The sequence below is a fragment of the Terricaulis silvestris genome (assembly GCF_009792355.1).
Taxonomy (GTDB): domain Bacteria; phylum Pseudomonadota; class Alphaproteobacteria; order Caulobacterales; family Aquidulcibacteraceae; genus Vitreimonas; species Vitreimonas silvestris.
In genome coordinates, this window is record NZ_CP047045.1 from 895,724 (window position 1) to 908,124 (window position 12,401).

Genomic DNA, 12,401 nt, shown 5'->3' on the forward strand with positions numbered 1-12,401 from the left:
GGATTAGCCGCGTCCGCCTGAACGCGCTCTGAAGCTGGCCTTTATCTTGTTCCCGGGCCGCCTTGGTCAACCGGTTCGGTGCGCTCGGTGGCGCCTTCTTGGTCCTCATCCTCGGAATCGTCGCCTTGGGCGCGGTTCAGGAGGGCGGTGGGGTCCGTGATGGTGGCGGCGGTTTGGGCCAAGCTGCGGAAGGGTGCGCTGACGCGGACGTTGAAATCGAACGGCACACCGCGAACGGTGACACTTCCGACGCCAGGGATCGGCGCGATCTGGCCCAGATCGACGGCGCCGCCAGCATTGTGGCCGCTGAATTCGATCGAGGAGACGACTTCGCCGTTCAAGTCGCCATCCAGCGTGAGGCTTAGCGCATCGTATCGGAAGTTGCGCAGCGCATCGAATGCGATCCGCGCCGGCCCAGCCGCATCGCCGCCAGCGTTGCCGGTGTAAGCGATGGTCCCGCCTTCCGTCGACGCGCGCAGCACGCCGTTTTGGATGAAGGCGCTACGACGCGTCAGCAGGAGCGGGAAATTGCCCTCGACAGTGCCGGTCGCGGCAAGATCGGGGATTTCGAAAGTGTTGATCAGTTCAGCGGCGTCCACGTCGCGCAGCGTTAGGATGAATTGCGTTTCTTCAGCGCCGAGCCTGATCGTCGTTGGCGCCATCGCAAGAATGCCAGACGCGAAGTCAAATTCCGCCCGCTCGATCGAGACTTGTTGTTCTGGCAGCAATTGGAAGCTGACGCGGCCGTTGTGCACCGCAATGCCCGGATTGAGTTCGCCGACTGTGATCTGTTGTCCCGGCGGCGTCGTCAGTTCGAACAGATTGTCGAAATATATCTCGCCGCGCACGTCTCGCACGACCGGGATTGTCGATGTCGCCAGCGATACGCCGTTGAGGCCAACCCTGCCGTTGCTGGTGATAGCGTCGCGCGTCCACAGGATGTTAGCGTTGAGCGAGGCTGGTCCGCGCATGTTTTCGACCATGCCCCGCGCTTGTTCAGTGATTTCGTAAGGCTGCAGATCGTTGCCGAACACGATGCTTTCGGCGATCACGCGCGCATCGCCCGTGCCTTCATCGATCATGTGTTGCGCCACGAACTGCGCCAGTTGGCGTGCGCGGTCGGCAAGCAGAATTTGCCCAGTGGCTTCGATCCGGCCATTGCGGACGCTTGCATCGACATTGGTGAGCCGGAGGGGGTTGAAGAGGGGGCGCTCTTCTTCGGACGCGGGGCGGTTCGCCGTGAGCAGCGCTTCGCCGGCTTCCACGCGGATGATCGGGCCGTCGTTTTCATCGGGCGCTGCGCTCCAGCGTCCGGTGATCGTAGAGACAGAGCCGGGGAGCGTCGGATCGGCCAGAGAGCCGCTGTCAAACTGACCATCGACACGCCAGGTGTTGTTGGCGATGTGCGCGTTGGCGGTCGCGCGCTGCATCGCGATCGCGAGCGGACGCCCTTCGGCCATGTCGATACGCAGGCTCGGTGTTTGCGCTTCGACGGCGAGCGTCACGTCGCCTGTGCGGCCGCGGAAGCGCCCGATCACGTTGGCTGCGCTGAGGCGCGCCGGCGCGCCGTGTTCACCCGCCATGCGGCCGTTCAAACCGAGGCCGCGAATGTTGAAACCGCCGGAGAGATTGCGCTGCGCGTCCGCCGCGATCAGCGCGCCGTCGAGCGCACACAGCGAGAACGCGCCGTTGTGGAAGGAGAGGCCGGCTGCATCGATGCCGCCGAGGCGGATCGGTATGCAGCCGCGGTTCGGCACGACACGCCAGCCTGGATTCCACAGCACAGCGAGATCGAGATCCGCAACCATGTCGCGCACTTCGCCTTCGCCGAGCGGACCGGTGACGCGCGCGGGCCCTTGCAGATCGATACGGCCGATGCCTTGCGGCGAGATGGCGATGCCGATGTTGAGTTCGTTCGCGGCGATGCTCGCGCCGTCCGCACTCCAATTGCTGAGCGTCAGCGTGCCGTCCGCCTCAAACGGTGCGCTCGGCGACCAATCCAACGTGTCCAGCAACAGCGCCGCCGTCGGCGCGCCGCCGCCGGAAAGCTCCAGCGCGATGGCGCCGTGCACTGTAGTGCTAGGGAATTCCGCTACCAGCGCTGGCGTGTCCTGACGCAATGGCGACAGCCGCAACACAGCGCCGCTTGCGGCGCGGGCTTCAGCTGCTTCGGTGATGCGCAAACGGAAGCCACTTTCGTCGGCATCCATAGTCAACGGTAGTGTGAGATTGAAGCGATCGGCGGCGACATCGAGCGCGTGTTCGGCCCGATCAAATGTAGGCCCGACCGGCGCGGTGGGCAGGTCCGGGAACGTAGCGCGCAGGCTTTCCTGCGCTTCGTTGTTCAGTTGCGCTTGGGTCAACGCCAGTTGCGCCTGCCCGTTCAAGCGCTCGTCGCCGCGCAAGTCGAAGGTGAATTCCCCCGCTGCATTCGGGCGCTGCGCAACCATGGCGAGGCCATTGAAGCTCTCGCCTGCGAGCGACCACCGTCCGTTGCCTTGTGCTTCACGTCCGTCGATGCGGACATCGATGCGCGCGCTTGTGATTTCGTTTGACGCGAGAGCTAGCGCACCGGCGTTGACGCGCGCTTGGCCTTGCCAAACTTCAGGCTCGAGACTGTTCTCGCGGACCATCGCTTCGCCGCCGATGGCGCCGCTCAAGCGATTGCCGGTGATGGAGGGCGCATCGATGGACGCCAAGCGCCACGCCGCTTCAACATCATAGCGCGCCAGATCCAGCGGCGCGCGCGCCAGCAGGCGCACGTGCGCATCCTCAAGTACGGCGCCTTGCCACACCAGGCGCGCGACGTCCGCGGTCAGCCGCGCCGCGATCGTGTCGTCGCGCGACACGATGACGAGTTCGGCGCTGCCACGATCGAGCGCGTGGGTTTGACCGGGGCGCGATGCTTCGGCGATGCGCGCGAGGGCGGAGAAGTTCGTGCCGAGCGTTCCGGCGGCGTGGAAGGTTGCCGTGAGCGCGCCGAAAGGCGCTTCGATCAGCGCTTGACCGTCCTCGATCTCGAGTTCGATCGCCGGAAGGGAGGGGCGCCGCCGTCCCGGCGGCCCGCCGCCCAGCCGGTCGAGCGAACCTGCCGAGATACGGCCCGCTGCATCCATGCGCGCGCGCAGGCGGGGCGATGTCACATAGAGGCCCGTCAGCCGCGGCGAGAGCCCCGACCAGGCCCAGCGCGCTTCCAGCCGAGGGATGGCGGCGTCGGGCGCATTTTCGGAACCGAACCGGACATTGCTCAGGACCGCCCGGTTCAGGGTTATGTCGGCGATCTGGAAATCTGCCTCCGCCCCCCGTTCGGAGAGCGCCGAGCCAATAAAGAAAGCGGCAATAGGAAACCGTAACAACCAGAGCGCGAGCATGACGCCAGCCGTACTGGCCACCAGCGCCATGATGGCGGTGGTCCAGCCGATTAGAAACCGGCGTGGGGGCGGCGGGTCGTCCGGGGCCTGCGGCGCCGGTTGTTCTTGACTCGCAACGGCCTGGTTAGACCTATGTGCCATACTCTTTCGCTTGGTGCGGTCCTTGCTCAATCCTTGACGTCTTACTTGGCGTCTTTGCAGATCAAGCAAATGCCGCGAATTCAGTTTCTGGTCGGATAACCAAAGGACGAAAGTACTTGTCCTTTGTGTGTTTTCCGCTGAATGCGGACGTTTGGAGCGTAAGTTGAGAGCAGAATTCGCTCAGCGGCTCGTGAAGGCTCGGAAAGGTTTAGCGGCATTCACCATAATGGCCGCTGCTTTCGGGCTTGGGCTAGGTCTTGCGTGGAACGCAGGGCTGCTTGGCGGCGGCGCTGTGGCCGAGGCCGCGGAGACCGCTGTCGTGCGCGAGGAGGCCGCCCGGCGGGCAGAGCATCTCGCCTTTACAGAAGCTTACCTCGCCCACAGCGCGCGCGAATTCCGCGTCGGCAGTGGCGAAACGCTTGCTGGCTTGTTGACGCGCGCCGGCGCCAGCCGCGCTGAGACCAACGCCGCCCTCGCTTCGCTAACGGACGTTTACGATCCGCGCCGTCTTCGGCCCGGTCAGCCTGTTAGCTTGTATTTCTCCGATGCCCAGCTCACGGGCGTCGCCTTCCGCTCGGAGCCGGGCGCCACCGTCACCGCCAACCGCACGACAGCCGGTGAATTCGCGGCGCGTGAAGTGGAGATGCCGCTCACCTTCGAAATCGCGCGCATTGCGGCGCAGGTCGAGACGAGCCTTTATTCGACAGCACTCGCCAAGGGCGCGACCGACCGCGAAATCGGCGCGCTCGCCGACGCGTTCTCCTACGACGTCGACTTCCAGCGCGACGTGCAGCCGGGTGATCAGTTCGAACTGGTCTTCGAGCGCTATTACGACGACGAAGGCAACACCGTGCGAACAGGCGATCTTCTGTTCGTCTCGCTCGAGACGCGCCAAGGCCCGCGCAATTTCTATTCGTTCATGGCGCCCGGCGACACGCGTCCTGACTGGTACGATGCCGATGGCAAGAGCGCGCGTCGCTTCTTGATGAAGACGCCAATCAACGGCGCACGTCTCTCCTCTGGTTTCGGCATGCGCCGCCACCCGATCCTTGGCTATTCGCGCATGCATCGCGGCACTGACTTCGCGGCGCCGACGGGCACGCCGATCCTCGCGGCGGGCGAGGGTACGGTTGTTCGCGCGGGTCCATTCAGTTCGTTTGGCAATTACGTGCGCATCCGCCATGCCAATGGCTACGAGACCGCTTACGCACACTTGTCTCGCTTTGCGCGCGGCGTTCGCGCGGGAACACGCGTGCGCCAAGGTCAGATCATCGGCTACGTGGGAACCACCGGCCGTTCCACCGGTCCGCACCTGCACTACGAAGTGCTGCGCCGTGGTCAGCAGATCAACCCGATCAACCTTCGCGTCGCCAACGGACGGAACTTGACGGGACGATCACTCGAATTGTTCGAGATTGAGCGTCAACGCATTGATACTCTAAGACAGGTACGCGCCAGCGAAACGCCTGCCCAGCAGGCGGCGCTGCGCGTCACGCGCGGCGACGGCGGGCGCTAGAACCCACCAAACTTCTCGGTTGAGTGGGCGGAGAATCCGTTCCATGCTGGTTAGCATAATTCGGGGCCAGATCGGACGGGGGCTGGCTGAACCAGAATAAAGCTGACCATGCCGATCCGCGCGTTGATTGCTGATGACCATGAGTTGTTCCGCAGCGGATTGAAGCAATTGCTCGTCGATGTCTTGAGCGTCGAAGACGTGCGCGAAGCAGAGACGCTCGATCAAGCCATCGACATGCTCACCAATGACGGCGCCGGCGATCTGATCCTGGTCGATCTACGGATGCCGGGCATGAATGGCGCCGAGGCGCTCTCGGCGCTGCGCGACGGATTTCCTGACGCCAAAGTAGCTGTAGTGTCTGCCTGGGAAGAGCGCGCCGAGATCATCGCGGCACTCGGCGCCGGCGTGCATGGATACATTCCGAAGTCGCTGTCGTCGTCCGAGATCGCCGCCGCGATCCGCTCCATCCTCGACGGAAATATCTTCGTTCCGCCGACGCTCGGCCGACGTGATCCGGGCGCCACGCTGCGGCCGGTGGCGTCAATCGATCCAGGCGACAAGCTCACCATCCGCCAAAAAGAAGTGCTGACGGAGCTTCTGAAAGGGCAGGCGAGCAAAGAGATCGCGCGCTCGCTCGATATCGCCGAGGGCACGGTGAAAATCCATCTCGCCGCGATCTACCGCGCGCTTGGCGTCCGTACGCGCGCCGAAGCGATCGCGAAGCTCAAGTCCAACTGATTACGCCGCGAGCTGCGCCATCGCGGCGGCGCTTAAATCGTTCGGGTTGACGGGCTTGATCAGCCACGGAAATCCGGACGCGCGAAGCAATTCGAGTGTTTCCGGGCCCGTATCGCCGGTGACGACAATCACGTGCGGGGCGGGGGCCAATTGTTCGCGGAGCCTGTTGGCGATCGCCACGCCGGCAAGTTCGCCATCGATGCGCAAGTCCATCACGAGGAGACGCGGCGCGAAGCCGGTTTGCAGCGTTTCAGCGGCGTCGGCCTCGTTGCTGGCGGTGCGCACGTCCGCGCCAAGATCACTCAGCGCTCGGCCTACCGCTTCGCGCGCGAGCGCGTCGTCATCAACCACGAGGATTGCCGCGCCGTTCAACGACGCCGGCGCCTCCGGCGCCGATGGCGCTTCCGGATCGGCGGTCGCGCGTTCTGTACGCAATACAAAGCGCGAGCCCTGACCCGGCGTTGAGACGACATCGATGGGCGTCTCAAGCAACTCGGCAATGCGCTTCACGATAGCGAGCCCAAGGCCCAGCCCTTCAGCGCGGCCTTCGAGGCGCACGAACTCTTCGAATATCCGCTCTTGATCTTCGGGCGCGATGCCAGGGCCGTTGTCGATCACTGCGATACTGACGGTGTCTCCGAGCGCCGTTGTTTCGATGCGCGCTTTGCCGCCACCATGCTTCAATGCGTTGGAGACCAAGTTCCGCAGCACGCGTTCCAGCAGGATCGCGTCGGAGCGAATTACCAGCGACGTCGGCGGCGCTTCAACGAGGCTTCCCGGATGCTCGGCCACGATGCGATCGATGACGTGCTGTACGCGCACCGTCTCGAATTCAGGCGTGACGACCCCGGCTTGAATGCGCGCCAGGTCAAGCAACGTCGAGAACATGCCGACCATGGATTGTGTCGCCCGATCCATCTTCACGATGATGTCGTGCGCTTCCGCACCCTCGACCCGCCGTTCAAGCGCGCTGAGGTAAAGCGTCAGCGCGTGCAGCGGCTGGCGCATGTCGTGGCTGGCGACGGCGAGGAAGCGTGTCTTCGCCAAGTCCGACGCGTGCGCCCGCGCCCGCGCCTCTTCCGCCGCTTCGGTCGCCAACAGCCATTGTTGACGCTCGCGGCGGAGCGCCAACAATGCGAGGGCGGACGTTATGAGGGAGAACAGCGCCAATGCGCCCGCGAGCGAGTTGATGCGCGCGCGCTCAGCTTCTTCGTGTGCGCGGCTGGCATCGGCGCGGCGGATGATCGAGGCGTGGAGCGCTTCGGTTTCGTCCTCGATCGCTTGCGTGATTTCAGCGAGTGACGCGTCGCGCTGCACCCGACTGACGCGGGATGCAACGCCGGCATCGAGATTCTCGAATAACTGCTGGGTCCGCGCCTCGATGCGGTCAATGATGACGAGGCTCTCGGCGCGTCCCTCGTTGAGACGGCGCATGTCGGACAGCCGGGTGAGCGTCTCCTGTTTGGCCGTATCGAAAGCCGCGAGCGCGCCTCGGTCAGTGCTGATCAGATATGTACGCTGGGCGCCGACGGCGTCAGCTTCCGCGCTAGCGAACGCGATTGCGGCGTTGCGGGCGCTTCGCGTGGCAAGGCGTTCGTCGTTGGCTCCCTGGTAAAGCCGCTCGCCTGCGCCCAACACCAACACCGTTGCCAGAACAAGGATGGCGACCAAAACGATAGCAATTGTGAGGAGGTGGTCGATGCGGATCGGCGACGATGGCTTGCTCAACGCGCACCTCTACGTCAGGCGCGCTCCAGCCAAGCGACAATGGCCTCGGCGCGCGCAGGCTTCTGCATCACCTCTAAGCCCGCTCGGGCTGCTGCCGCCGTAGCGCGTCCATGAAACGAGCCGGACAGCACCAACACGCGCGCCTGCGGCGCGGCCTCGGCGAGACCTTGCACCAACGTAACGCCGTCAGGCCCAGCGCCCAAATGGAAATCGGTGATGATCCAGCGAAGTTCCGTGTGGCGGCCGCGAAGGGCGTCGGAAACGGTGTCGTCGCTGGCGCCGTGGACGACGTCTGCGCCCCAATCGCGCAAGATCAGGCTCAACGCCTCGGCTGAGCCAGGGTCGTCCTCAATAATCAGAGCGAGGGGTTTGCCGGAAGGCATTGAAATACAACATCACGACACGACCTCCGGCGGCAGTGCGATTCATGGAATAGGCCGGAAGTAATAGATCGCGCGCTAGGCCGTTTCTCCCCGTTTGCGGCGCCTTGGCCTAGCACTTCGAACATGACTTCTGTCCAATATTCACGCGCGCAAGTCTTTGTCATCATTCGTGCATCGGAACACCTGCACCGTGGATGCGAGGCAATGGCGATGAAACCTTACGCGCTTCAGAAGGATAGCGACGATCAGGACTTCGGTTCGTGGTCATCTTTCAGCCCCGCACACGGCGAGCCGGCTGACTATTGCTCGCGCGATGGCGCGCAAGCGCTCAAGGACAAGATCGAGGCGTACTGGCGCGAACGCGGCCAGAACGTGATGGTCGCGTTGCACAATGTCGGTTTCCATCCCGCCATCCGCGCCGCGCGCTTTGATGTGCGCAGCGACATGGTCAACGGCATGCCGCGCGTTCGCGGCTCAGCTGCGAAGCCTCAGTTGCAAGAAGTGTTCGCGGAAGATTTTGACGAGGTCGGTGACGACCTCGCGTTCGAATAGGGCCTGGGCGGTCCAAAGAAGCGAAGGGCGCGGCCCCACCCCTCTGGCCGCGCCCTTCGTTTTTTCAGCGTCTGGTGTACGGTTCGGCCATGTCCGACGACGTTTCAGCGCCAGCACTCTTTGACATTCCCGAAGGCTACGCCGCGCTGGATTGGCGGCGCGGCTTCGTGCGCCAGATCGGCCCGCTCTATCGCCGCCAGAACAATGGCGCCTTCACCATGGGTTTTCGCGTCGAGGAGCATCACACCAACGGCATGACCAACGCCCATGGCGGCATGCTGATGACTTTCGCGGACATGGCATGGGGGCACATCGTCTCGGTCGAGACGTCATCCTATTGGGTGACGGTGCGCCTGACCTTGGACTTCCTCTCAAGCGCCCATATTGGCGACTGGGTCGAGGGCGGGGGCGAAGTGCTCTCGACCGCCGACGACCTCTACGTCGTGCGCGGCAAGATCTGGGCGGGGGATCGATTGCTGATCACCGGCACCGGCGTGTTCAAACCGATCCAGCGCCGTGACCCCCGCCCCGGCGAGAAGGCCTACGTCACGCCTGCTTAGGCTCTCCCCAGGCGGTTAAACATTGCGGCTGGGCTCCGCTTGGTACGTGTCTGGTCAAAGACCCGTAGTGGTACGCCCGTCCAAATGTCCTCCTCGCTCAACTCAATTCACCCTGGCTCATGGTGGCTTCGTCGCCAATCGCTTAACAAGTGCGCGGTGACGAACGTGGACCCCTCGTCGGTCAAGTGGCCATAATCGTACTGGTAAGGAACGCCCTCTGCATTGAGCTGACGGCAATTTCTTGCCGGACAGAGCGTTTCGTATGCTGAGAAATATGTGAGCCCGTGCCGCTGTGCGAGACGACGAACTTCGCGGTCGAGCGTGGGGATATTGGCCCGCAAGTGGCTGTCGGCGAGACCCGGATCATGAAACCGCCGTCCCAGGGCGACGAGCTGGGGGACCGCAGCGTCGTATTGTGCGATCGGGCCAACAATGATGACGCGCGAGGCGAGGGGTTCAAGCGCCGTGAAGCTTCTCTCCATACGGGCAAGGTGGCTCTCGTCCCAACGTCCCGCGATGATGATGAGGTCTATGTCCGGATTGGTGATGACGGAGTTATAGACATAGTTTTTGAGGGTTACACAGGCGGCTGCGCTACGCAGCGACCGGCCGAGCAGAGGCCGGCATCCAGACGCCGTGGCTTGCAGGATGTTCGCGCTTGGCCAAAGCGAGCGCAGACCCGACAGGAGATGTTGGGCGTGGCTGTCGCCGAACACGAGGATGTTGGTCTGTGCTGGCCTGATGCGTAGGCAACCTTCGAGGTCGAAGTCCGAGAACGGGCGATTTTCCGAAGCCTGCAGGTAGCAGGTCTTGCCGCGTTGCGCAGCTGAGGTTGGACGTTCCAAGTAAGATGCGATGCGCACGACCTCCGGGTCAAAGCGCTCCGGAAAACCGTGGAAGCCAACGACCAGCGCTCCCACGGCGGCGGCGCTCGCCACAGCTGCTCCACCTAGAACCAACACGGGCACGGCGCGGCGAGCGCGCCTCCTAAACGGACGCTCGACGAACCACCAAGAGGCTGTCGCCATCGCGAGAGACAGCGCAAGGAGCGCCAGCTTGAGCGGCCAGGGAATAATGAGGTCGCCCGTATATTGCTGATAGAGCGTGATGATCGGCCAATGCCACAGATAGAGCGAGTAGGAGATGAGGCCAATGAAGACGGTCGGCCGCCAGCAGAACGCGCCCATAAGTGCGTGGCGCCCGTTCTCTCCGGCGACGATCAACAGCGCCGCGCCCAGACAAGGTGGTAGCGCGCCGAGGCCGGGGAACACTGTGTTGGCGTCGTAGAGAAAGATCGGCGCGACGATGAGCGCGACCCCCAAGATCGCGGCGATTGATCGAGTTAGGTAGGTCTTCGGTCGCAGGCCAACGCCCAGGGCAAGCAGCACGCCGAGCAGCAACTCCCAGGCCCGCAGATGCGGAAGATAAAACGCCGCGTGAGAATCGTGCGTCGCCGTCCACGCGCTCCAGCCCAACGAAACGAGAAACATAGCTACGAACGCGCCCCTCACGGCCGCGATGGAACGCTTGGCCAAGGCCAACGCGATCAGGGGAAAGGTAAGATAGAATTGCTCTTCGACCGCGAGCGACCAGGTGTGAAGCAAGGGTTTGGTTTCGACCGCGGCGTCGAAATAGTTCGCAGTGCTCAGGAAGTAAAAATTCGAGACCGACGCTGCGGCCGCCACCAGGCTGCGGCCGAAATCGTCGAAATAGGCGGGATAGAGGACGAGTGCGCTCACCGCTGCTGTCACTGCGAGCATAACAAACAGCGCCGGAAACAGGCGACGAATGCGACGGGCGTAGAAGCCGCCCAGTGTGAACGTGCCGGCGCGAGTCTCCTCGAGAATGATTTGCCCGATCAAAAACCCGCTTATGACGAAAAAGACGTCCACGCCGACGAATCCGCCTCCGAGGGGGCGGAAGCCGAGATGGAATCCCGCAACCGGCAACACCGCGAGGGCGCGAAGACCGTCAATATCTGGGCGATACTTTGGACTTCCACTCAAGAGAGTCCCTTTCGGGGGCCTTATAATGAATCGCGCGAGGGGACTTGAACGACGCGTAGAACGTCTGGAGGACTATGGGCTGCGGCAGGGTGGCCGGAACCTGACTCGTGCTTGAGGCGAAATCGATCGGCGCCGTCAGCTGCCTGCACAGCCTCATTGCGCCGCTTACCGTACCTGCGCGAATAGCTCTCTCCAGGTGATTGAATTTGCGGCCCGGACCCTGCTTGGTATGGGTCTAATCAAAGACGCCTCCCCACTGGTAGAACGCCGCGCAATGTCCTCTTCGCCTAACAGGATTGATCCGGTCGACATTTTCGTCGTCGGCGCGCGCGGCGTGCCGGATGTCGAGGGCGGCGCCGAGAAAAACGCGGAGATGCTATTTCCGCTGGTGGCGGCGGCTGGCTATCGCGTGACGCTGGTGGGCTTGGCTGAGAATATCAAAGCTGAAGAATTCAAAGGCGTGCGGCTGCTGAAGGCGCCGACTTCGCGCTTCATGAAGACCGACAAGCTGCTCTACTATGTCACCGCGATCTTCATGGCGGCGCGCCGCCGCCCGCGCATCGTCCACTTCCAAGGGCTGGGTTCGGCGCTCTTCCTATGGGCCTACAAGCTCATGGGCGCGAAAACTGTCGTGCGCTACGGGTCGGCGGATTACCTGGTTAACAAGTGGGGCCCGATCGGGAAACTGGGCTTCCTGGTCGCCGAATTCCAATTGCGCTTCGCCGATGCCGTCATTTCCGTGACGCCCGCTCTGGCGGAGCGGCTGAAACGTCGCGGCATCGAGAACAACGTCCACGTCATCGCTAACGCCGTTGGCGCGCTGCCCATGGGCGATGAGGGTGCGGCCGCGGAGCCCTACATTCTGACGGTCGGCCGCGTCACGGCGCAGAAGAACGTCGCCAACCTCATTCGCGGCTACAAGCGATACGCCGCGACCGTGCCGGACGCGCCCAAGCTCGTCGTTGCTGGCGGCCTGGACGAGACAGGTTACGTCGCGGACCTACAGCCGCTCTTAACCGAGCGCACCGTTCTCGCCGGCAAGTTCACACGCAGCGCGATGGGCCCGCTTTATGCGCGTTCGGCCGTTTACGTGAATTCTTCGCTGCACGAAGGCAGCTCGAATGCGGTGCTGGAAGCGATCTCTTCGGGCTGTCCGATCCTGCTCAGCGATATTCCGGAAAATCGCGATTTCGGCCTCGCTCCGAAGCACTATTTCGATCCGACCGATCCCGTGGCCATCGCGGCGGCTCTCTCGCGCGCGTTGAAGGATCCGCAGGCCTATATCGCCGATCCGCGCCAGTTCATGACATGGGAAAACGTCGCTGAACGTACGATGCAGATCTATCGCCGCATCGCGCCGGAGCGGGCGCCCGTGGGCGCCGGCGCGGCTGCCTCACTCTCCTAGT

At 63.4% G+C, this 12,401-nt stretch carries 9 protein-coding genes; 5 read left to right on the forward strand and 4 right to left on the reverse strand.

Annotated features, from left to right (window positions below; all coding sequences use genetic code 11):
• Positions 1 to 41: 41 nt before the first annotated feature.
• Complete coding sequence (locus tag DSM104635_RS04220) at positions 42 to 3,542, reverse strand: intermembrane phospholipid transport protein YdbH family protein (protein ID WP_228445841.1); 3,501 nt, start codon at positions 3,540 to 3,542, stop codon at positions 42 to 44.
• Positions 3,543 to 3,738: 196 nt separating this feature from the next.
• Between DSM104635_RS04220 and DSM104635_RS04225 the strand changes: the two genes are divergently transcribed.
• Both DSM104635_RS04225 and DSM104635_RS04230 read left to right on the forward strand, forming a co-directional pair.
• On the forward strand, positions 3,739 to 5,028 hold the full coding sequence (locus DSM104635_RS04225) for a M23 family metallopeptidase (RefSeq protein WP_158765004.1): 1,290 nt from the start codon (positions 3,739 to 3,741) through the stop codon (positions 5,026 to 5,028).
• Between the two features lie 108 nt (positions 5,029 to 5,136).
• Positions 5,137 to 5,766, forward strand: coding sequence for a response regulator (locus DSM104635_RS04230; RefSeq protein WP_158765005.1), 630 nt, complete (start codon positions 5,137 to 5,139; stop codon positions 5,764 to 5,766).
• On the opposite strand, the gene DSM104635_RS04235 is transcribed toward DSM104635_RS04230, so the two are convergent.
• Both DSM104635_RS04235 and DSM104635_RS04240 read right to left on the reverse strand, forming a co-directional pair.
• On the reverse strand, positions 5,767 to 7,494 hold the full coding sequence (locus DSM104635_RS04235) for a hybrid sensor histidine kinase/response regulator (RefSeq protein WP_158765006.1): 1,728 nt from the start codon (positions 7,492 to 7,494) through the stop codon (positions 5,767 to 5,769).
• Positions 7,495 to 7,508: 14 nt separating this feature from the next.
• On the reverse strand, positions 7,509 to 7,877 hold the full coding sequence (locus DSM104635_RS04240) for a response regulator (protein ID WP_158765007.1): 369 nt from the start codon (positions 7,875 to 7,877) through the stop codon (positions 7,509 to 7,511).
• A 204-nt stretch (positions 7,878 to 8,081) separates the two neighbouring features.
• Here DSM104635_RS04240 and DSM104635_RS19855 point away from each other — a divergent pair, with 204 nt between their 5' ends.
• Together DSM104635_RS19855 and DSM104635_RS04250 are read left to right on the forward strand one after the other, a co-directional pair.
• On the forward strand, positions 8,082 to 8,429 hold the full coding sequence (locus tag DSM104635_RS19855; protein WP_228445842.1) for a hypothetical protein: 348 nt from the start codon (positions 8,082 to 8,084) through the stop codon (positions 8,427 to 8,429).
• Between the two features lie 89 nt (positions 8,430 to 8,518).
• A complete protein-coding gene (locus DSM104635_RS04250; RefSeq protein WP_158765008.1) occupies positions 8,519 to 8,989 on the forward strand; it encodes a PaaI family thioesterase in 471 nt (156 codons plus the stop codon).
• 107 nt (positions 8,990 to 9,096) lie between these two features.
• Here DSM104635_RS04250 and DSM104635_RS04255 read toward each other — a convergent pair whose 3' ends face one another.
• A complete protein-coding gene (locus DSM104635_RS04255) occupies positions 9,097 to 10,995 on the reverse strand; it encodes an acyltransferase family protein (RefSeq protein WP_158765009.1) in 1,899 nt (632 codons plus the stop codon).
• A 274-nt stretch (positions 10,996 to 11,269) separates the two neighbouring features.
• Here DSM104635_RS04255 and DSM104635_RS04260 point away from each other — a divergent pair, with 274 nt between their 5' ends.
• A complete protein-coding gene (locus tag DSM104635_RS04260; RefSeq protein WP_158765010.1) occupies positions 11,270 to 12,400 on the forward strand; it encodes a glycosyltransferase family 4 protein in 1,131 nt (376 codons plus the stop codon).
• Position 12,401: the final 1 nt, after the last annotated feature.